This is a genomic window from Streptomyces sp. NPDC055140 (genome assembly GCF_053607285.1).
This window is the reverse complement of sequence record NZ_JBSGTG010000022.1, coordinates 14,453-35,465: the sequence shown is the minus strand read 5'-3', so window position 1 is coordinate 35,465 and position 21,013 is coordinate 14,453. Positions and strand designations below refer to the sequence as shown.

Sequence of the window (21,013 nt, the reverse complement as noted above, 5' to 3'; positions counted from 1 at the left end):
AACCCAGGAGGCATCCATGCGGCCGACGCGTCCGCCCACGGCCGAACTCGCCGCCCGGTACCGCGCCCGCGGAGACTGGCGGGACCGCCCGGTCGCCGGGTATCTGCGCCGCGCGGCCGCCCTGTGGCCGGACGCCCTCGCCGTGGTCGACGGTGACCGGCGCCTGACGTTCGCCGACGTCGACCGGCAGGCGACGGCGCTGGCCGCCGCCCTGCACGCCCGTGGGATCGGCCAGGACGACGTCGTGTCGTTCCAACTGCCCAACCGGGCCGAGGCCGTGGTGCTCGTCCAGGCGATCATGAAGGTGGGCGCCGTCGCCCATCCGATCGTGCCGATCTACCGGGGCCATGAGCTCCGCTTCATCCTGCGCCAGGCGCGAACAAAGATGGCGTTCGTACCGGGCCGCTACCGGGACTTCGACTATCCGGACCTCTACCGGCGCCTGCGCGACGACCTCCCCGAACTACGGGAGGTGGTGGTCGTCGGCGGCGACGCGGACGACGGAGCGTCGTCGTGGGAGACGCTCCTCGGCTCAGCGGGACCTGATCCCGAGGCTGCGGTGGACGCACTGCCCGAGCCGGACCCCGACCAGGTCTGCCTGCTGCTCTACACCTCCGGCACGACCGCCGACCCCAAAGGAGTGCTGCACAGCCACAACACCCTGGTCTTCGAGAACTTCTCGATGATCGACCAATTCGCTCTCAACGAGCGGGACGTGATCTTCAACCCCTCCCCGGTCACCCACATCACCGGGGTCAACTGCGCCCTCGTACTGCCCTTCCTGCTCGGCGCCCCCGTGGTCCTCCAGGACCTGTGGGACCCGGTGCTCGCGCTGCGCCGGATCACCGGGAACAGGGCGAGCTTCTCGATCTTCTCAACGCCCTTCCTGACGGGCCTGCTCGCCGCCGCCGAGGCCGCGGACGTGACGGCGCCGACACTCCGATACGTCGTCTGCGGCGGCGCGGCCATCCCCGACGACCTCACACGTCGGTCCGCGGATCGCCTCGGTGTGGTGACCCGCATGTACGGGGCGACCGAGGGCCCCTCGGTGACCGCGGCCGACCGCTGGGACCCGGCCTGGGTCCGTAGCCGTACCGACGGCACGCCCCTCGTCCCGACCGAAGTCGTGGTCTCGGACGGGGCGGGCGGGACGGCCCCGCCGGGCGTCCTCGGCGAAGTGCTCTGGCGTGGTCCCGACACCTGCCTCGGCTATCTCGACGAGCGGCTGAACGAGGCCGCGTTCACCCCGGACGGCTGGTTCCGCAGCGGCGACCTGGCCCGGTTCGACGAACACGGCGCCCTCCACATCAAGGGCCGCATCAAGGACGTCGTCAACCGTTCGGGCGAGAAGATCAGCGTCCACGAGGTGGAGAACCTCTTGCGCGAGCATCCCGCCGTCGCCGAGGTCGCCGTCGTCGCCGGGCCCGACGACCGCACCGGGGAGCGGGCCTGCGCGTTCGTCGTGACCGGCGGGGAGCGAGAACTCACCCTGCAGGACATCGGCGCGCACCTGACCGTCCGTGAGGTGGCCACGCAGAAGATCCCCGAGAGCCTGTTCGTCGTCGACTCCCTGCCGTACACGGCCAGCGGCAAGATCAAGAAGTTCGCTCTCCGGGAGTGGCTGCGCGATCGAGGAACGGCCTCGCGGAACGTCGCGGGCATGACCGTCCTTGGCGTCCATGAACGGTGAAGTCCCTCCTTCAGAAAAGATCTTCATGACTGACATCTCCCGCCTGGGCGTCGTCGGCTGCGGGCTCATGGGCTCCGGCGTCGCCGAAGTCGCCGCATTGCGCGGCCTCGACGTCACCGTCGCCGAGTCGACGCCCGAGCTCGCCGTCGCGGGCCGGACCCGCCTTGTCGCGTCCCTGGACCGCGGACTGCGGCGCGGCAAGCTCACCGAGGCCGAGCGCGACCGGGCCCTGGCCCGGCTGTCCTTCACCCACGATCTCGGCGAGCTGGCCGACCGGCAGTTCGTCATCGAGGCCGTCGCCGAGAACCGGGAGGTCAAGCTCGACATCTTCCGCCAACTGGACAAGGTGATCGCCGACCCCGACGCCGTCCTCGCCACCAACACCTCCTCGATCCCCGTCGTCGACCTCGCCGTCGCCACCGGCCGCTCCTCCCATGTCGTCGGCCTGCACTTCTTCAACCCCGTACCGGTACAAAAGCTCGTCGAGGTGATCCCCGCTCTGACCACCAGCGCGGACACAGTGACCCGCGCCCGCGCGTTCGCCACCGAGCTGCTCGGCAAGGAGGTCATCCATGCGCCCGACCGTTCAGGGTTCGTGGTCAACGCGCTGCTGGTGCCGTATCTGCTCGCCGCGATCCGCATGGTGGAGTCCGGCGCGGCCCACCCCGAGGACATCGACCACGGCATGGAACTGGGCTGCGCCCACCCGATGGGCCCGCTGCGACTGCTCGACCTGATCGGCCTGGACACGGCGCAGGCGGTGGCCGAGTCGATGTACGAGGAGTTCAAGGAGCCCTTGTACGCCGCTCCCCCGCTGCTCCAGCGGATGGTGGCGGCCGGGCATCTGGGGCGTAAGAGCGGGCGCGGCTTCTACCCGTACGACAGCTGAGCGCGAACGGCACGGCCGGCCGCCAGGGTTCGGCGGCCGGCCGTGCCGTGGGGGTGCGTACCGTCGACGGTCAGGCGTTCCGGCGCAGTTCGTCCGCGCAGCGCTCGGCCGTCATCATCACGGTGGTGTTGGTCGGCTCCGCCGGGATGTCCGGCATGATCGACGCGTCGACGACGTACAGCCCGTCGACGCCATGCACTTTGCCCATCTGATCGACGACCGCCATGGGGTGCCCTCGCCGCCCATGAGGCAGGTGCCGACGGCGTGACAGTAGGTTTCTCCGACGCTGATTTCTGACGCGCGCTACCGACACTGCCCACCTGCGGGTTCGTGATCACGGTCGCGAGTGTCGGCAGACGATGGCACCCTCTTCGGCGCAGGCTCTGTGGTCGGCACTTCAGTTGGCGGATTGAGCCCCTCAGGTGGCGTGGTCCGCCGGACCGGGGGCCAAGGTGCTGCGATCCCTCTGGGGTCGGGGACAAGTGTCACGAGATGATCAACCTATGGCGGATGTGGTTTTCTTCGATCTGGACGGCACCCTGGTCGATCATCGAAGCGCGGTCTGGGAAGCGATCGGCCAGATCGTCCAGGATGCGCCGAACGCGACGGCTCCGCCGGAGGAGCTGGTGACGTTGTGGTGGACGCTCGAGGGGCGCCACATGCGGGAATACCTGGCCGGTCAGTGCTCCTTCGCTGAGCATCACCGACGCAGGCTCCGTTCCTTCCTGCCGATGCTCGGCGAGCCGGTTCCGGAAAGCCCCGGCCTTCTGGACGCCTGGATCGCCGAGCGCTACCTCACCGTGTTCGAGGAGGCTTGGCGGTGCTATCCCGATGTCCAGCCCTGCCTGGAGAAGCTGAAACGGCTTTCCCGAGGACCGCGTCTGGCCGTTCTCACCAACGGGGATCCTGAGCAGCAGCGCGCCAAGCTCGCCCGCTTCGGCCTCCTGGAATACTTCGAAGCCGTCCTGACCCCGACCGAGCTCGGTGTGGCCAAGCCCGTCGCCTACGCCACAGCCTGCCGGTGGATGCGGACGGACCCCGCGCAGGCGGTCAACGTGGGCGACATGCTGGAAAGCGACGTGAACGCGGCCGCCCTCGCCGGGCTCACCGGCATCTGGTTGGACCGCGGCGTCGACTTCGTCACCGGTGGACCATCGCAGAGGTCAGATGAGACGGTGCTCCGTATCGAACGGCTCACCGACCTCCCCGACCACCTGTCACGTACGAACGCCTGACCGGCTCTCGCGAACCTCAGCGTGGTTTGCATGCGAGGAGTCAGGTCTTCTCATCGATGGCCTTGACACGCGAGTGCAAGCGCCGACGCCGGAGAGCCGTCCGTCCGAAGGCGGCAGTACCGGCAGCGCTGATCCAGCGTTTGCTGCGAAAGTCCTTTCTCCTACAGAGATTGGGTCCCGACGGCCTCCGCCGCCGCCCGCCCTTCCGCGATGGCGTGGGCGATGCGGCGCGGTACGACACAGTCACCGACGGCGTGGACACTCTGGCCGTCGGCCGGCGTGATGTCGGGCCGGTGCGGGAGGCGTTCGCCGACGGTCACCAAGAGGTCCGCGGCCAGGGTCGATTCATGGCCGTCCATGACGTGCCGCAGTCGCAGCCCGTCGGCGGTCGTCGCCGTGACGGTGTTCATCACGACGACGCGCAGCGGCGCTCCGGTGAGCCGGTTCATCAACTGGGTGCGGTTCTCCGGCGACAGACCGGTCGCGAATCCGTGGCCGGGCGTGATGAGGGTGACCTCACGGGCCCCGGCCGCCAGCGCGCTCTCCACGGCGCTGATGCCCTGCCACCAGCCGAAGCCGTCGTCGAGGACGGCGACCCTGGGGGCGTCCGGTACGAGGTCGGCATACCGGTGGAGGAAGTCCGTGCTGGTGAGGGTCCGCAGTTCCCCGGGTACGGGCACGGCCGCCTCCCGGGCGCCGGTGGCGAGGACGATCCTGGAGTACCGCGCGAGTTCGGCGGGCGTCGGCGTCGTCCCCAGCACGACGCGGGCGCCGAGGTAGGCGAGCTGGTCGCGCTGGTGGTCGACGATCTTCTGCCAGCCCGAGCGGTGCGCGGCGCGGGCTGCGATGCGGGCCTGGCCTCCGACTTCCGGTGCGGTGTCGAAGACGACGACTTCGGCGCCGGTGCGGGCGAGCGTCATCGCGCACTCCATGCCGGCGGGGCCAGCCCCGATCACGGCCACGGGGCCGGCGCGGTCGATCTGCAAGGGGGTGAGCCGCAGGGGCACGGCGGGGCGGAACTCGGCTTCTGGCGGGCCGAGTTCGGGGTTCACCGAGCACGACCCGGTGGGTTCGAACGTCCGGCAGCCCTCGTTGCAGCCGGTGCAAGGACGTACGGAACGCTCGTCGCCCGCGATCACTTTGCGGGCGAAGTCGGGGTCGGCGATGAACGGCCGCGCCATGCCGACCAGATCGGCTCCCGCGCGCAGCGCCCCTTCGATGTCGGCCACCGACCGGAATCCCTGGCTGACGAGCAGCGGCAGCGCGACCGCGGCGCGCAGCCGGGCCACGGATTCAAGGAGAGGCGGGCGGGTGGTGGCCATGCCGGGGACGTAGGTGTTGCGGACGCCGGTGGTGACATTGACGTACGAGAAGGGCGAGGCGGCGCAAAGGCGCGGCAACAGTTCGGCCAGGTCGTCGAGGCCGAGCCCGGAGTCCTCGCCCGGTTCCGTCGACACCCGTACCCCGATGGGGAGTTCACCGATCTCGCCGCGGATCGCGTCGATCATCTGGGCGAGCAGGGTGATGCGGTCGCCGTACTCGTCGGTGCGGGTGTTGTTGACGCTGGAGAGGAACTGGGCGAGCAGGTAGCCGTGGCCCGCGTGCAGTTCGACGCCGTGGAAGCCGGCCTGCACGCTGTTGGCCGCCGAGATGCGGAACGCGTCGACCACACGGCGTACTTCTTCGACGCTCAGGGGGTGAGGTGCGCTCGCCTCGCGGGGTGAGCGGACTGCGGCCGCGGAGACCGGCGCGTAGTACGTGCCCGCGCCGAGGGTCTCGCGGCCCAGGTGAACGAGCTGGGCTATGGCCACGGCGCCGCCGTCGGTGATGGCTTCGGCTCGGCGGCGCACGGCGTCCTTGGTCTCGGGGCGCCATGCCTCGGTCAAGTACCGCTGCGGCAGGGTCGATTCCGGGGAAACGGCGGTTCCGCCGGTGATGACCAGGCCCGCGCCGCCCTGTGCGAGGCGTCGCCAGTAGGCCGTGTCGGCGTCGGTGGGGGCGCCGTCGGCGACGGCCGCGGTGGCGTGCGCGGTGGCGACGAGGCGGTTGCGAAGGGTGTGCCCGCCGAGCGTGAACGGGTGGGCGAGGCTGAGTGTGGGTGTGTCTTGTTCGGTCATGTGGCTCTCCCTGCCGTCTCAGGCGGCGGATCGTGGGGCGAGATCGACGAGTCCGGCGAGCCGGGCGCGGTGCTGCTCCGCCGTGCCGAACAGCACCTCGCTGCTGCGCGCTCGCCGCACGTACAGATGCGCGGAGTGCTCCCAGGTGAAGCCGATCCCGCCGTGCAGCTGGACGTACTCGGCCGTGGCCAGGCGGAAGCTCTCGGAGCAGACTGCTGCGGCGACGCTCGCGGCCACCGGCAGCTGGGGCGAGCCGAGGGCCATGCAGGCGCTCGCGTACGTGGCTGCCGAGCGCGCCGCTTCGAGTGCGACCAGCACATCGGCCAGCCGGTGTTTGACGGCCTGGAACGAGCCGATGGGGCGCCCGAACTGGTGGCGCTGCGCGACGAATGCGACCGTCGCGTCCAGCGCGTGGCCGCTGCCGCCGACCTGCTCGGCGGCGAGTGCGGCCCGCCCCGCGTCGAGCACCGCCGCCACCTCGCAGGACTCCCCCATGGGTGTGGCCGGTGCGCCGTGGAACTCCACGCGTGTCTGCCGGCGCGTCTCGTCCAGGACGCGGTGCGGGGTGCGCACGCAGGTCTCCGGGGCGGGTTCGCAGGCGAACAGCCGCGGTCCTTCGGCAGTTCGGGCCCGTACGAGGATCAGATCCGCACCCGCACCGTCGAGCACGAAGTCCACCGCGCCGCGCAGCACCATGCCCGCTCCGGTGGGCTCGGCGCTGACGCCGGGCTCGCCGTCGCGGAAGCCGGCCACGGTCGCGGTGAGCGTGCCGTCCGCGATGCGCGGCAGGTAGCGCTCGCATGCCTGCCGGTCCCCGGCGGCGAGCAGGGCGTGCGCGGCGAGGACCACCGTCGGCAGCAGCGGCGCGCTGTACAGGGCGCGCCCCGACTCCTCCAGGGCCACGGCGAGTTCGGCGAAGGTGTAGCCCGATCCGCCGTACTCCTCGGGAATGGCAAGACCGTGCACACCGATCTCACCCGCGAGCCGCGCCCAGAGGGCCTCGTCGTATCCGCGCGGGGTGGCGAGATGCTTGCGGACGTCCTCCGGGCCGCTCGTCTCGGTGAAGAAGTCCCGCAGGACGGTGCGGAGTTCTCGCTGTTCCTCGGTCTCGGACAACAGCTGGGGGTCGATCTCAGGGTGACGGCGGTGCATGGGATCTCCAACGTGCTCGGGTGTGCGGATGGCCGACGGCGGCGTCACGAGCGGCGCGCCTGCTCAGCGGCGGTCTCCGCCGCTGTCAGTCCGAAGACGAGGGCCGAGGCGAGGCCGCCCGCGTAGGCGCGGTGCCACAGGCCGCCGGTGTCCGATCCGGCGGCGAGCAGGCCTGCCAGTGGCCGCCCGTCCTGGCCCAGGACGTGGGCTCTGTCATCGATGCGTACACCGTGGAAGGGGAAGGTGATGGCCGGGACCGTCTCGATGACGTAGTACGGCGGTTCGTCGAGCGGCAGGCGGTCCAGCTCCCGGCCGGGCACCGGTTCGCGCCCCTTTGCGACCTGCTTGTTGAACAGGGCGACGGCATCGCGGACGGCCTCGGCGTCGTAGCCCCACTCCTCGGGCAGGCAGGCCAGTTCGTCGAGGTCCTCGGCGAGTCCGACGCGGCCGCCCCGCTTGCTCGCGAGGGCGAACTTGTCGACGGCGACGGCCCCTTCGACGTAGGAGCCGACGATCCAGTCGCGGAACACCCGTGCGTCGGCGATCAGGAGGCCGCGGCCCTCCGGCTGTTCAAGCAGTTCCATGGCGGTGAGGTGGTCGCCCCGGGTCTCGTCGACGAACCGCTCGCCGCGCAGGTTCAGCAGCAGTGCGTGCTCGCTGTAGTAGAGCGACATGTCGACGAAGTCGGCCCCGTCGGCGAAGGGGATGCCGCTGGGGATGAGGTGTCCGTAGAAGCCCGCGTCGTCAACTCCGGTGACCGCGCCCGCTTGAGTGGCCAGCCGGTAACCGCCGCCGGTGCTGCGGGGGTTGGAGCGGAGCTGCATGCGGTCGGCCCGGGGGTGCACGTGTGCGGTGCGCAGGGCGAGGTCGCCCTGGAATCCGCCGGTCGCGATGAGCGTGCTCCGGGCCCGTATCCGTCGGTGCGTGCCGTCGGCCGCCCTCAGGTCCGCTCCGACCACGGCGCCGTGCTCGACCACAAGGCGTTCGGTGTCGGTCTCCAGGAGCACCTCGCCCCCGCCGTCGAGAACGAGACGCCGACAGGTGTCGAGGTAGTGATGGGTGTCGAACTGGTGCCCGCGGCCGAAGCTGAGGATGCGTTGTGCGTCCTTCGCCTCCACGCCGATGGAGCGGATCCAGGCGATGCCGTCGGCGAACCGGTCGACCAGGGCCCGCTTGAGTGCGGTGTCGCCGCGCGGGTTGTGCTCGTCCATGACGTCGTGGTCCGGGGCCGTCCACGCGTAGCCGGCGAAGCGCGCCGAGCCGCCGACGTCCGTGCCGGTCTCGGTGATCGCGACGGACAGGCCGTCCCGGACGGCGCGGGCACCGGCGGTCAGGCCCGCCATGCCCGCGCCGATGATCAGCAGGTCGACGGCTTCGGTGGTCATGCGGCTCTCCTGAGGTCTAGAGGTGTGGGCGTGGCGGGTTGGTGTCTCAGCCCTGCGCGACGGAGGTGTCTCGGCCTTGCCCGACGGGGATGTCTCAGCCTTGCCCGACGGGGACGGAGGCATCGTCCTGCCCGTCGAAGTAGGCCTGTTCGGCTCGGGCGAGGAACACCGGGTCGGCGGGCTCGCCGCGGACTGCGATACCGCCCTCGTGCAGGACGATCACCTCGTGGCAGGCGGACGCGGCGCGGCCGAGCGACTGTTCCAGGAGGACGACCGTCAGGCCCTCGTCGGCAAGGCGGCCGAGGCGCGCGTACACCTCGTCGACCATCGCCGGGGACAGGCCGAGCGCCGGTTCGTCGACGATCAGCAGATCGGGCCGGGCCATCAGGGCGCGGGCGATCGCCAGGATCTGCTGCTCGCCGCCGGAGAGCCCGGCGGCGGCCATTCCCATCCGCTCGCGCAGCCGAGGCGGCAGCCACTCGGCGGTCCCCGCGAGTCGCGTCCGCAGTTCCGCTCCCTTGATGCCGGCAGCGTATGCGGCGACCTCCAGGTTCTCCCGCAGCGAGAGCGTCTTGAACAGGGCGCGGCCCTCGGGCACCAGCGCCGACCGCAGATCCTCGGCGGCCGTGCGCCCGCCGAGCGTGGGCGGGAGCGTGCCGTGCAGGATCCGGCCGAGGGTGCTCTTGCCCGCACCGTTGGCGCCGACCACGCCGATCACGCTGCCCTGGGGGACGGCGAGGTCGACGCCGTGCAGCGCGGTGACCCCGCCGTAGCTGTGGCCCACGCCCTCGAGTCGTACCGCGGCGCGTTCGGTGCCGTCGCGGGCCGGGAGTGCGTCCCGGGCGCCGCCCTCGCCCAGGTACGAGGAGCGCACCCGGGGATCGTCCAGGATCTTGCCGGGCTCGCCCTCGCCGATCGGCCGCCCGAAGTCGAAGGCGACCACGCGGTGGGCGACGGCGAACAGGTCGTCGAGGACATGGTCGATGATCACGACCGCGGTGCCGCGCTCCTGCTGGCGCACGATCTGCCGGGCGAGGAGTGTGCGTTCGGTGGCGTCGAGGCCGCCGAACGGTTCGTCCAGGATGAGCAGTTCGGGCTCCTCGGCCAGTGCTCTGGCCAGGTCGAGGCGCTTGTGGAGGCCGAACGGGAGCTCGGCCGGGTAGCGGTCGGCGACGTGCGCGAGGCCGACGCGGTCGAGGAGTTCGGCGGCCGCGGCACGGTGCTGTGCGGTGATACGTCGCCGGGTGCAGAGCACGTTCTCCAGGACCGTCAGTTCGGGGAAGGTCTCGGCGTGCTGGAAGGTGCGCCCGATGCCGAGCCGTCGGCGTGCGGTGGCGCGACTCTTCAGCAGGGGCTTGCCCTGATAGCGGGCGCCGCCCGCGACCCGTCCGCCTCCGACGAGCCCCGACAGGACGTTCAACAGCGTTGTCTTTCCCGCTCCGTTGGGGCCGATGATCGCGACGGTCTCGCCGGCCCGTACGGACATGGACGCGCCTTCAAGTGCTTTGAGCCCGCCGAAGGTGACGGCCACGTCGTCGAGGCGCAGGAGTTCGGGGGCGGTCGCCGAGGGTGCGGGCACGGTCTTTGCGGGCGCTTCGGTCAGTTCCACCGCCGTCGGTGCCTGTCGGGCGGGCCGCCGCAGCAGTCGGCGCACAAGGCGCCCGGCGGCGAGCACCACGCCGCCCGGCAGGAAGAGCAGCGCCGCGATCAGCACGACACCCTGAAGGATCGGCTGCGGAACGCCCACGCTCTCGGCGGCGGTCGGCGCCCAGGTCAGGTAGGCGCCACCGACGACCGCGCCGATGAGCGTGCCGGCGCCACCGAGGACGCACGCGGCGATCAGCGAGATCGCCAGCGTCAGGGAGAACGGGTCGGGGCTGACGAATCCGACGACCACGGCCAGCAGGACGCCCGCCAGGGCGGCGAACGCGGCGCTGACCGCGAAGGCGAGCGCCGACTGGGCCTCCGGCGCGATCCCGATCGAACGCGCCGCCATCGGATGGGACTTGGCGGCTACGAGCCGCATCCGCAGGGCGCCGGGCCGGGCCAGCGCGCCCACCGCGAGCGCGATCCCGGCCACGCCCACGGCGAGGTACTGCGCCTGCGTGCCCGCGCTGGCCAGTGTGCCGAGACCCAGGGCGCTGTGCAGCTTCGTCATCGGGATGCCCTGGTCACCGCCGGTCACGTCGGTCCACTGGCCCATCACCTCCAGCGACACCATGGTGAACGCGAGGGTCAGCAGGGCCACGTACAGCATGGAGAAGCGGGCGCCCGCGCTGCCCAGGAACGCTCCGAGGGCGGCGCTGCACCCGACCGCGCCGAGCACCACGGCCTCCACCGACCAGCCGTGTCCACTGCCGTAGGCGGCGAAGTAGGCGCCCAGGGCGAAGAACGCGGGATGGGCGATCGACCAGATCCCGGCCCATCCCGCGAGCAGGCCGACCGAGAGGACGAGGACGGTGTAGACGGCCGCGAGTCCCACGGAGTAGGCCTGGTAGGGCGGGATGACCCCGGAGTTCAGTACGGCGATGAGCGCGGCCGCGGCGAGTGGGCCGAGCGCCGCTCTGGCGAGGGTGGAACGACTGATGGCGGACATGGAGCGCTCCCTCAGACCCGCTGGAATGTGCGCACGCCGAACAGCCCCTGCGGGCGGATCAGCAGCACGAGGATGGTGAACGAGAACACGAAGGTGTCCCGGTAGCCGGCCGAGACGTAACTCGCGGCCAGGTTGTCCAGGACGCCGACCGTGAGGCCGCCGACGACGGCGCCGTACATGCTCGTCAGGCCGCCGAGGAAGATCCCGGCGAAGGCCCGGAACAGGGGCGCGCTGAGCACGGTGGGGACGAGTCCGGCGCGGGGCGCGTACAGGACGGCGGCGAGCACGGCCAGGCCGAGCCCGAGCGCCCAGGCGATCCGCGCGATGCGCTGCGAGCCGAGACCGAGGATCTGCGCGGTCTCGGCCGACTCGGCGACGGCGCGCATCGCGGAACCGATGGTCGTGCGTCCGAAGAGGTACGCCACCAGTGCCATCGCGACCGCCGCGACAGCGAGGGTGAGCAGGCTCTGGGCGGGGATCGCCGAACCACCGATCGCTACGGATCCCTCCACCAGGCTCGGGAAGAGCCGTGGCTGGTCGTCCCAGATCGTGCTGATGACGCTCTCCGCGATGAGCGAGAGGCCCATCGTCATGACGAGCGCCGAGAGCAACTCCCCTTGTGCCAGGGGCCTGATCACCGTTTCCCGGGCGGCCAGGCCGACCGCCGTGGTCACGGCGATCGCGGCCACGGCGGCGAGTAGCAGCGGCAGGCCGCTGTCGTACAGCGCCAACGCGGCGTAGAGCCCGACGGTCGCCAGGCTCGCCAGCGCGAAATTGACCACATCCGTCGCCCGATAAATGATCACAAGCCCCAGACCCATCAGGCCGTACACCGCACCACTGGCGAGACCGCTCACCAGGACGAGCAGAAACTGATCCACGTCGACCGTCTCCTCGCACCGGGCGCCCTCGCGCCCCGCACCTCGGCGCCTCCACGAGCGCATCGCAAACTGAACTCAATTCATGCACCGTAGGCAGCCGCGGCCCGGCGGGCAAGACCCGTGCACGAGTTCGTCGAGTCCCGGCTTCGCCGGCGGGCACGTCCGCACCCAGCCCTTCGGTCAGGCGGTGAACCGGCCACCGTTGGCCAGCAGCACCGCGCCGACCAGGTTCGCCGCGGCATCGCTCGCCAGGAACAGGGCGATGTCGGCGATCTCCCCGGCCGTGGCGTACGGGCGTACTCGCGGGTCGGCGAATCCGCTGCGCAGCGCCGCGGGCGTGCGCGCCGCCATGCCGGTCTCCGTCGGTCCCGGTGCCACCACGTTCACCCGGATCCCCGAGGCGATGACCTCCTTGGCGACGGCCTGACTCAGCGCGTGCACACCCGCTTTGGACGCCGCGTAGTGCGGATATCCGACGGGGGTGTCGAAGACGGACGAGGACCCGATGACCACGATGGCCCCGGCCCTCTCCGGCCTCATCGCCCGTACCGCGGCGCGCAGTACGTGGAACGTGCCGTCCAGGTTGATCCGCATGACGCGCTGCCAGTCCGCGTCCTCGAGCCGGTCGGTCACCTCGGGCGGACGGCCCTCCACCAGCGCGTCCGCTATCAGTTGCTTGGACTTGGGGTCGTCGACGCCCGCGGCGTGCACCAGGACGTCGAGCCGCCCGTGCCGGTGCACCACGTCCTCGACGGCCACGTCCACCATTGCCGCGTCCGCCACGTCGAGGGCGACCGCGCTCGCGACGCCGATCCCCTCGGCGACGGCTTCGGCACCCTCGGGTTTGACGTCGGCCAGGACCACGGCCCGCGCCCCCTCGGCGGCCAACTGCCGTGCCACCGCCGCTCCCATGCCCGATCCTGCCCCGGTCACCATCGCGACCTTGCCCGCGAACCGGCCCTGCTGCCACGCACCGCCACTCATCCCGAACTCCCTCGTCGTCGCCTGATATTGAACTGACTTCGTCTCTGTTACCGTGACCGGCGGCCTACTGACAAGAGCCTGGACGGTGAACATGAGAGCGGTACGACTGACGGCCTGGCAGCGGGAGCCTGTGGTCACGGAGGTGGAGCGACCAGTGCCCCGGGCGGCCGAGGTACTGCTCCGGGTGGAGGCCGCCGGGCTCTGCCACTCGGACGTACATGTCGTCGACGCACCCGCGGGGACGCTCCCCTACGAGCCGCCGTTCACCCTCGGACACGAGGTCGCGGGGCGGGTCGAAGCACTCGGCCCCGACGCGGATGCCGACGGCTTGAGCGTCGGTGACCGCTTCGTGGTGTACGGCCCGTGGGGCTGCGGGTCCTGCGCGCGCTGCGCCGTCGGCCAGGACAACTACTGCGATCGTCGCGGCACCCTGTCCTGGCACGGGGTCGGCCTCGGCCGGGACGGCGGGATGGCCGAGTACGTACTGGTGCCGTCGGCACGCCACCTGGTGCCGATCGGAGACCTGTCGGCCGATCAGGCGGCGCCGCTCTCCGATGCGGGCCTCACCTCGTACCACGCCATCGCCGGGTTGCGGGACCTGCTCGGCGAGGGCACCACGGTCGCGGTCATCGGCGTCGGCGGGCTCGGCCACGTGGCCATCCAGATCCTGCGTGCGACGACCCCGAGCCGCGTCCTCGCGGTGGACGTCCGCGAAGAGGCCCTGGCCCTCGCAGAGCGGTCCGGCGCGCACTTCGCCACTTTGCCGCGAGCGGACACGGCACGTGTACTGCGCACTCAGGCTGACGGTGTGGGGGTGGACGCCGTGCTCGACTTCGCCGGCACCACGGCGACCCTCGAGCTCGCCGCCGCGGCGCTGCGCCCGGGCGGCGGGCTCGCGCTGGTCGGCAGCGGCGGCGGCCGACTCACCGTACGCAAGCCGGGATTCCTGCCCCCCGGCTTCCGGCTCTCGCTGCCCTTCTGGGGGCCTCTTCCCGAGCTCCCCGAGGTCATCGCGCTGGCACGCTCGGGAGCTGTCAGGGTCGAGACGGAACGCTTTCCGCTCTCCGCGGCACCGGAGGCATTCGCCCGCCTACGGCGCGGCCAGGTGCGAGCCCGGGCCGTGCTCGTGCCCCGACTGCACCAGTAAATACCTGGAGAGGGTCCCTCAGAACACGTTCCGCTCCCGACGCTGAACACGAAGCCGGTGACAGTCCCGCCGAGCCGCAGCCTGCCGCATCCCGTCACCCAGCCAACCGGTCAGGTCAGGTGATCGCGCCGCTCTCCACGGCGACGACGGAGTCGGCGACGCCGGGGGCGAGGTTGCGGTGAGCGTGGATGCACATCTCGGTCCCGGGGTTCAGGACCTCGCGGTAGCCCCGGAAGCGCTCGCGGCCCCCGTCCATCGGATGCTGCCCACAACTCGCAGCCTCAGGGGGGCCAGGGCGTGGGCATTTACGGTGTTGGTGATAGTTCGCTGACGTCTATTGCCTCGTGCATCGCCCGTCCGTCACTGGACGCTGAGAACGGGGCCAGGGGGTCTCATCGAGGCTCGCCACTCTCTTCTTGAGGTTTGGGGAGTACCCGTCGATCGCCCGCACGAGCGCGTGAGCAAGGAACAGCGCCTGCAGGGCGTACTCGGGGCGGTGCGGGGCGGTACGGGCGGTGCGGGGCGGGTGAGGCTCGGCACTCGAGATGGCGCCATCCGAGTGTGCTGCGGCTGTGTCGGGCCGCGATCGCGGGACCGATTGACCATGCTGAGCCCGGACCAGCACCGTGCCCAGTGAAGGGTGTTCAGCATGCCGAACGACTCAGTGGCACGCTTCCTGGCGGCCCTGTCGCCTGAGGACAGAGAGACCGTCGTGGCCAGGCCCGGGGAGGAGCTGGAGCGGCTCGCCGCAGCCTGGGAACGGGAGTTGGAGGGCGATGACGAGCTTGATGTCCTCGACGAGGTGTCCCCGCCGGCAGCCGAGGCCGAGGCGGCTCGCCGCGTCCTTCGACAGAAGTCGGACTGACGGCTGGCGACCCGCCCGCTGGCGATGCAGAGCAGCGCGGCCGCCGTCATGACAGTGAGGGCCACGCCCATCCGTCCGACGAAGTCGGCGGTATTGAGGACCGAGCCGAACCTGGCGACGGAGATGAGTTCCGCCGCTCTGGCGGAGCGTGTTCTTGCACCGGAGGCGGGCCCCGCCTGTTCGCCGGGGGTGCTGTCCGGGGGTGCTGGAGACCACCATCGGGGCGGCTGCGGAAGGCACGAAGGTGGATCCGGCGCCGATGAGGAAGGTGCCGACGGCGGAACGCGCCTACGGCGTCCAGGTGTCGGTGCCGTACAGGGCAAGCGCGCCGAGCAGCATCGTGACGAAGCCGGTGACCAGCGCGACCGGGTGCCCGAAGCGCTTGGGCAGCGGACGGTAGAGGATGAACGGGGCCATGACCGTGTCGACGGTCATCGGGAGCAGGGCCCGGCCTGTGGCGCCGGGCGTCCAGCCACGGGCCTGTTGGAAGTTGAGCGGCGACATTCCACAAGGCGGCGGCCAACGACTACTACGCGGCCCGGTTCCGCGAGCTGGTGGCCCCGGTGCGCGGCGTAGAGAACCACCGCCCGCCAATTGGATGCGCTACGAAGGCCGATGCCTTCAACCTGGCCGGTTGTTGGCGCGGAACCAGTACGGGCACGCCGGGTTACCCTTGTCCGGGGTACCTGACCTGCACTGATCCTTTCGTGGCAGTGCGGGCGCCGCCCGTATGCGGAACTCCACGCCGGCCGCTCCCGCCTGAGCCACGGCACCAGGAAGCAGCCAGAGTAGGGCCCCATTCATGCAGCGCGAAAACTTCACAGACCGACCCGGCCTCGGGCATCTGCCAGACGAAGAGGTGGGGCTCGCGGTACTCCTGCGGGCGTGGCGGGCGCGAGCGGGCCGCAAGCTGGGCCTTGGCAGACCGCTTCCGCAGGTGGAGGTCGCCGCCGCGGTCGGTATGAGCGAACGCTGGTACCGGGACCTCGAACGCGGGGCGACGCCCCGCCTGGACGCCCGGACCCTGACCGCGCTGGCGGACGCGCTACGGCTGTGCGCGGACGAGCGGGCGACCCTGTTCCTCTTCGCTGCCGGCGGGGAGCCCTTCCCCGCCGTTTCGCCCGCCGACGGCGTCGATCTGACACCGCTGCAGCGCCTGCTCGATCTGCAGCCCACGCAGCCCGCCTATCTCACCGACAACGCGTGGAACGTGCTCGCCCACAACGAGGCCATGGCCGAGTGGTTCCCGTGGGTGCAGGTCCCCGGCGCGAACCTGATCCGCTGGGGGCTGACCGACACCGAGGCCCGGCAGCAGCTGGCCGACTGGCCGCGGCACGGGCGCGCCTACCTCGCGATGCTGCGCTACGCCATGGCGCAGTACCCGGGGCACCCCGAACTCGCGGAGATCCTGCTGACGGCACTCGCCGACCCTCAGTGCCGGCGGATCTGGGACGACGGCCCGGTCATCATCGCCAACCGGGACGGGCACACGTTCCGTCTGAGCATCCCCCGCTTCGCTCCGCACGCTGTCGACGTCGTCACCCAAGTACTGCATCCCGTCGGACATCCCGGTCTTCGGCTCACCTTCCTCAGCCTGCTGCCGGGGTCCGACGTGGAAACCGGCGCCGACCGCCTGGACGTCTGAGCTCTCACTCTGGCCGATGCCGGCGGCGCTTTCAACAGGTGCCGACCGGCAAATTTTTTCCGGTCCGGATACCGGCAATTTTCTGCCGGTCCGTTTTCTGCCGCCCGGGTGCAACCGGCAGAACATTGCCGGTCGAATCCGTTGACTTTCGCTACGCCAAGTTGCGAATCTCAGTGACGACCGGGCCCATAGGAACCCCTCCCGCTTGCGGAGTACATGGCAGTGGACGGTGGTGAAACCCGTCCGCCCCGCTCTGGTTTGATTCCAGGCTCGGACTCGACTGAGGAATACTTCGGGAGCTATTTTGCATGCCTTCATGAACATCAAGAAGACGATAGGGATAAGCAACGAGTTCTGGAACGTCACCGCCGATTCCGGGATGGCGGGGATTGTCGCCGAAAACGTCGGCGCCGGGCGCTATGCCACCCGGGCCGACGGCCACGAGTTCCTGAACATGTCGTCGTACTCGTATCTCGGCCTGGACTCCCATCCGGCGCTGATCCGCGCGGCGGCCGACGCCGTCACCCAGAACGCCTCGCTGAACACCTCGGTCTCCCGGATGCGTGTGCACTTCGGGATTCTCAAGGACGCCGAGGACGCGCTCTCGGACCTGTTCCGGGTCGAGGCGGTCACCCTCGCCTCCTGCGCCGCGGCCGCCTGGTCCGCGCTGCCCCTGGTGGCGTCCGGCGCCTTCACCGACGGCGTACCGCCGCTCATGGTGTTCGACAAGCATGCGCACTTCTGTCTGAACGCGATGAAGCCGAGCGTCGCCGACGAGGCCGAGGTCAGGACCATCGCGCACAACGACCTCGACGCCCTGGAAGAGCTCTGCCGCACCCACCCGAACGTTGCCTATGTGGCAGACGGGGTGTACAGCACGGGCGGTCAGGCGCCGGTTCGCGAACTCTTGGCGCTGCAGGAGAAGTACGGGCTCTTCCTGTTCTTCGACGAGGCGCACGGGATGTCGACCTGCGGCGACCAGGGGCGCGGGGTCGTCCTCGACGCCATGGGCGAGATCAACGACCGTACGCTGATCATCACTTCCCTGAACAAGGGCTTCGGCGCGTCCGGTGGCGCGATCTTCCTCGGGCCGCAGGGCTCCCGGCACCGCCGTGATCTCGCCCTGCGCTACGGCGGTCCGCTGACCTGGTCGCAGCGGATCAACACGGCCGGGCTCGGGGCGATCGTCGCCTCCGCCGCCTTGCACCGTTCGCCCGAGCTCAAGGAACTCCAGCACCGGCTGCAGGAGAACATCGACTGCTTCGACGCGCTGGTGGCGACCGCCAACCGCGGCGACGGACTGCCCATCCGGTTCATCGACATCGGCTCGGAGGAGAAGACCGTCCGTATCGGTCGGGCCCTCCTTTCCGCGGGCTATTACACCTCTGCCCTCTTCTTCCCCGTCATCGCCCGCGGAAAGGCGGGGCTGCGCATCATGCTCCGCGCGGACATGACGCGTACCGACATTGAGAACTTCGGCCGTCTGGTCAATGAACTGCGGAGCCAGAATGACTGAGCAGAAAACTTCTCCGGCCGATGAAAAGCAACAGGTCGACGAAAAGCAGCAGGCCGGAAGAACATTGACGGTAGATGAAGACAGGATGGCCCAGGGAAAGCAGGCCACGCTTCATCACGTGAACCGGCGCATCATGGCGCTCTCCTGCCTCCTGGTGTTCATGGCCCAGATGGCGACCACCATCTACCTGCCCTCGCTGCCCATCGTGGCGCACGACTTCGGGATGTCCCGCAGTTATGCGGCGCTTTCCATCTCGGCCTTCGTGATCGGCGCCGCGGCTCCGGTGGTCCTGTGGGGCGTGGCGGCGGACCGGTACGGGCGGCGGGGCCCGCTGCTGACGTCGCTGGCGCTGTTCGTGCTCACCAGCGCGGCGATCGCGCTGATCCGCTCCCCCGAGGGGCTGTTGGTGCTGCGTGCGCTGCAGGGCATCGGCGCCGGAGGCAGTGCGATCATCGCCCGCATCCTGGTGCGTGACCGCTGGAGCGGCGACGAGCTGGCCCGACGCCTTTCGGTTCTGTCGATCGCGTTCATCACGGCGATGGGCGGCGGCCAGTTCCTCGGCGGCCTGATCGGCAGGTACGCGCACTGGGAAGCCGGCTTCGTCGTCCTCGCCACGGTCGGCACGATCGCGGCAGCCCTGACCTTCACCGTGCCGTTCGAGTCGGGCCGTACCGTGCAGCGGCCGTCCGAGGTGCTGCGCATCTGCCTCACCATCAGCAGGCAGCCCGGTTTCCTGCTGCCGGCCCTGGCCGGCGGCGCGGGGTTCGCCACGATCGTGCTGCTGCAGGAGGTCAGCCCGTTTGTCTTCCAGGAGCACTTCGGGCTCGCCACCGATCAGTACGGAAGTCTCGGACTGCTGCTCGGCGCGGCCTACTTCGCCGGGGCGATGACCGTCAACCGGCTGGTGGCCAGGGCCGGTTCGGGCCGCCTGATGACGGCGGGATCGATCGTGATGACCGCGGCGGGCGTGCTGATGATCGTGCTGTGGTCGGTGCCCGGCCTGCCGGACACCGGCGTTCTGGTGGCCTTCGTCGCGCTGTACTGCGTGACCACGTTCGGGCAGTCCGTGCTGTTCCCCAACAGCATGGCCACCGCCGTCACCAGCCAGCAGGGCCACGGCGCCTACGCCGTCTCGCTGTGCGGCTTCCTCCAGCAGTCCATGGCGGGCGTGGCCGCGGCGGGCGCCGCGCTGCTGCACGCCGACCTCGCCTGGGCCACGGTCGCCGCCGCACTGGGCGCCGCGGCCTGGCTCCTGACCCGGATCGCCGTCCCCACGGCAGTCCCCAAGGAAGGGAAGTGACATGGCGGTTCTACGTTCCCACATCAGCCCTTCCAGCGAGGTGTTCCGCCGCAACAGTGCGGCCTACGGAGCGCTGCGCGAGCAGATCGCGGCGGCCCGCGCCGCCGCGACGGCCGGCGGCGGCGCCAAGGCGCAGGCCCGGCACGCCGAGCGCGGCAAGCTCACCGCCCGGGAGCGAGTGACCCGGCTGCTCGACCCGGGAACCCCGTTCCTGGAGATCGGCCAGCTCGCCGCGCACGAGGTGTACGAGCAGGCCGTGCCGTCGGCGGGCATCATCACCGGCGTCGGCATGGTGGAGGGCCGGCCCACGGTCGTGTTCGCCAACGACGCGACCGTGAAGGGCGGTACGTACTACCCGCTGACGGTCCGCAAGCACCTGCGGGCCCAGCAGGTCGCCCGCGAGAACGGCCTTGCCTGCATCTACCTGGTCGACTCCGGAGGCGTCTTCCTGCCGATGCAGGAGGACATTTTCCCGGACGAGAACCACTTCGGGAAGATCTTCCGCAACATCGCGGAGATGTCCGCGATGGGCCTGCCACAGATCGCGGCCGTGATGGGCTCGTGCACCGCCGGCGGCGCGTACATCCCGGCGATGTGCGACGAGACCGTGATCGTACGGGGCACCGGGTCGATCTTCCTGGGCGGTCCGCAACTGGTGCGGGCGGCGACCGGCGTGATCGTCGACGCCGAGACCCTCGGCGGGGCCGACCTGCACACCGCGACCAGCGGCGTCGCCGACCACCTCGCCCTCGACGACGAGCACGCACTCACCCTGGTCCGGGAGATCGCCGCCCGAAGCGGCACGGGCACCCCGGCCGCACCGCCCGAGACACCGGCGGAGCCGCTGTACGACCCCGCCGAACTGCCGGGCATCGTCAGCGCCAACCCGCGCGAGCCGATCCCGGCCCGGGAGATCCTCGCCCGCCTTCTGGACGGCAGCGAATTCACCGAGTACCGCGCCCGGTTCGGGACGACGATCGTGTGCGGCACCGGCCGGATCGGCGGCTACCCGGTGGGCGTCCTGATCAACGACGGCGTGCTCTTCTCCGAGAGTGCCCAGAAGGCCGCGAACTTCATCGAACTGTGCTCGCAGCGCGGCATCCCGCTGCTCTTCCTGCACAACATCAACGGGTTCATGGTCGGCGCCGAGTACGAGGCGGGCGGCATCGCCAAGCACGGCGCCAAGATGGTGAACGCCGCGTCCTGCGCCGCCGTCCCGAAGTTCAGCATGCTGATCGGCGGCAGCTACGGCGCGGGCAACCTCGCCATGTGCGGCCGCTCGATCGGCCCGCAGCTGATGGCCATGTGGCCCAACGCCAAGACGTCCGTGGTCGGCGGAGAGCAGGCCGCGACCGTTCTGGCGCTGATCAAGAACGAGCAACTGGCCAAGGAGGGCCGCTCGTTGACCCCGGAGGAGGAAGAGGCTTTCAAGAAGCCGATCCGGGACAACTACGACCGCGAGGGCCAGCCCCTCTATGTCGCCGCACGCCTGTGGGTGGACGCCGTGGTCGACCCCACCGACACCCGTGAATGGCTGACGCTGAGCCTCGCCCTGGCCGCGGCAGCGCCCCAACGAGAGACGCGCTTCGGCGTGTTCAGGATGTGATGGTC

Annotated in this window: 18 protein-coding genes; 9 read left to right on the top strand and 9 right to left on the bottom strand. The window is 70.6% G+C overall.

From position 1 onward, the window contains the following. Positions 1-16: 16 nt before the first annotated feature. Both ACWFR4_RS33700 and ACWFR4_RS33695 read left to right on the top strand, forming a co-directional pair. Positions 17-1,690, top strand: coding sequence for an AMP-binding protein (locus ACWFR4_RS33700; RefSeq protein ID WP_453655893.1), 1,674 nt, complete (start codon positions 17-19; stop codon positions 1,688-1,690). 25 nt (positions 1,691-1,715) lie between these two features. Then, complete coding sequence (locus tag ACWFR4_RS33695) at positions 1,716-2,579, top strand: 3-hydroxybutyryl-CoA dehydrogenase (protein WP_453655892.1); 864 nt, start codon at positions 1,716-1,718, stop codon at positions 2,577-2,579. Between the two features lie 70 nt (positions 2,580-2,649). Here ACWFR4_RS33695 and ACWFR4_RS33690 read toward each other — a convergent pair whose 3' ends face one another. Then, positions 2,650-2,805 carry a GMC oxidoreductase gene (locus tag ACWFR4_RS33690; RefSeq protein WP_453655891.1) on the bottom strand — a complete coding sequence of 52 codons (156 nt, stop codon included), beginning with the start codon at positions 2,803-2,805 and terminating at the stop codon, positions 2,650-2,652. 196 nt (positions 2,806-3,001) lie between these two features. On the opposite strand from ACWFR4_RS33690, the gene ACWFR4_RS33685 reads away from it, so the two are divergent. Then, the gene (locus ACWFR4_RS33685; RefSeq protein ID WP_453655890.1) at positions 3,002-3,814 is read left to right on the top strand and encodes an HAD family hydrolase; all 813 of its coding nucleotides are present in this window, start codon (positions 3,002-3,004) and stop codon (positions 3,812-3,814) included. A 161-nt stretch (positions 3,815-3,975) separates the two neighbouring features. Here ACWFR4_RS33685 and ACWFR4_RS33680 read toward each other — a convergent pair whose 3' ends face one another. The 6 genes from ACWFR4_RS33680 to ACWFR4_RS33655 all read right to left on the bottom strand — a co-directional run bounded on the left by ACWFR4_RS33680 (position 3,976) and on the right by ACWFR4_RS33655 (position 12,929). Next, positions 3,976-5,931: an oxidoreductase gene (locus ACWFR4_RS33680; protein ID WP_453655889.1), complete on the bottom strand. Its 1,956-nt coding sequence runs from the start codon at positions 5,929-5,931 to the stop codon at positions 3,976-3,978. A gap of 18 nt (positions 5,932-5,949) precedes the next feature. Then, a complete protein-coding gene (locus ACWFR4_RS33675) occupies positions 5,950-7,083 on the bottom strand; it encodes an acyl-CoA dehydrogenase family protein (protein WP_453655888.1) in 1,134 nt (377 codons plus the stop codon). Positions 7,084-7,127: 44 nt separating this feature from the next. Further along, entirely contained in the window at positions 7,128-8,468 is a 1,341-nt protein-coding gene (locus ACWFR4_RS33670; RefSeq protein ID WP_453655887.1) for an FAD-dependent oxidoreductase, read from the bottom strand. A gap of 94 nt (positions 8,469-8,562) precedes the next feature. Then, positions 8,563-11,064, bottom strand: coding sequence for a branched-chain amino acid ABC transporter ATP-binding protein/permease (locus ACWFR4_RS33665; protein ID WP_453655886.1), 2,502 nt, complete (start codon positions 11,062-11,064; stop codon positions 8,563-8,565). Positions 11,065-11,075: 11 nt separating this feature from the next. Beyond that, positions 11,076-11,945 (bottom strand): branched-chain amino acid ABC transporter permease, encoded by an 870-nt coding sequence (locus ACWFR4_RS33660; RefSeq protein ID WP_453465634.1) that lies wholly within the window; start codon positions 11,943-11,945, stop codon positions 11,076-11,078. Between the two features lie 180 nt (positions 11,946-12,125). After that, on the bottom strand, positions 12,126-12,929 hold the full coding sequence (locus ACWFR4_RS33655) for an SDR family NAD(P)-dependent oxidoreductase (RefSeq protein WP_453655885.1): 804 nt from the start codon (positions 12,927-12,929) through the stop codon (positions 12,126-12,128). Positions 12,930-13,020: 91 nt separating this feature from the next. On the opposite strand from ACWFR4_RS33655, the gene ACWFR4_RS33650 reads away from it, so the two are divergent. Further along, positions 13,021-14,076, top strand: a complete 1,056-nt coding sequence (locus tag ACWFR4_RS33650; protein WP_453655884.1) for an NAD(P)-dependent alcohol dehydrogenase — start codon at positions 13,021-13,023, stop codon at positions 14,074-14,076. A gap of 115 nt (positions 14,077-14,191) precedes the next feature. On the opposite strand, the gene ACWFR4_RS33645 is transcribed toward ACWFR4_RS33650, so the two are convergent. After that, positions 14,192-14,332, bottom strand: coding sequence for a hypothetical protein (locus ACWFR4_RS33645; protein ID WP_453655883.1), 141 nt, complete (start codon positions 14,330-14,332; stop codon positions 14,192-14,194). A 393-nt stretch (positions 14,333-14,725) separates the two neighbouring features. Here ACWFR4_RS33645 and ACWFR4_RS33640 point away from each other — a divergent pair, with 393 nt between their 5' ends. Continuing rightward, positions 14,726-14,941: a hypothetical protein gene (locus tag ACWFR4_RS33640; RefSeq protein WP_453465640.1), complete on the top strand. Its 216-nt coding sequence runs from the start codon at positions 14,726-14,728 to the stop codon at positions 14,939-14,941. A 288-nt stretch (positions 14,942-15,229) separates the two neighbouring features. Here ACWFR4_RS33640 and ACWFR4_RS33635 read toward each other — a convergent pair whose 3' ends face one another. Next, complete coding sequence (locus ACWFR4_RS33635; RefSeq protein WP_453655882.1) at positions 15,230-15,445, bottom strand: hypothetical protein; 216 nt, start codon at positions 15,443-15,445, stop codon at positions 15,230-15,232. Positions 15,446-15,743: 298 nt separating this feature from the next. Here ACWFR4_RS33635 and ACWFR4_RS33630 point away from each other — a divergent pair, with 298 nt between their 5' ends. The 4 genes from ACWFR4_RS33630 (at position 15,744) to ACWFR4_RS33615 (ending at position 21,008) form a co-directional block, all read left to right on the top strand. After that, entirely contained in the window at positions 15,744-16,586 is an 843-nt protein-coding gene (locus ACWFR4_RS33630) for a helix-turn-helix transcriptional regulator (RefSeq protein WP_453655881.1), read from the top strand. Positions 16,587-16,902: 316 nt separating this feature from the next. Further along, positions 16,903-18,102: an 8-amino-7-oxononanoate synthase family protein gene (locus ACWFR4_RS33625; RefSeq protein ID WP_453655880.1), complete on the top strand. Its 1,200-nt coding sequence runs from the start codon at positions 16,903-16,905 to the stop codon at positions 18,100-18,102. Between the two features lie 118 nt (positions 18,103-18,220). Continuing rightward, a complete protein-coding gene (locus ACWFR4_RS33620) occupies positions 18,221-19,402 on the top strand; it encodes an MFS transporter (RefSeq protein WP_453465648.1) in 1,182 nt (393 codons plus the stop codon). Position 19,403: 1 nt separating this feature from the next. After that, a complete protein-coding gene (locus ACWFR4_RS33615) occupies positions 19,404-21,008 on the top strand; it encodes a carboxyl transferase domain-containing protein (protein WP_453655879.1) in 1,605 nt (534 codons plus the stop codon). Positions 21,009-21,013 lie beyond the last annotated feature (5 nt).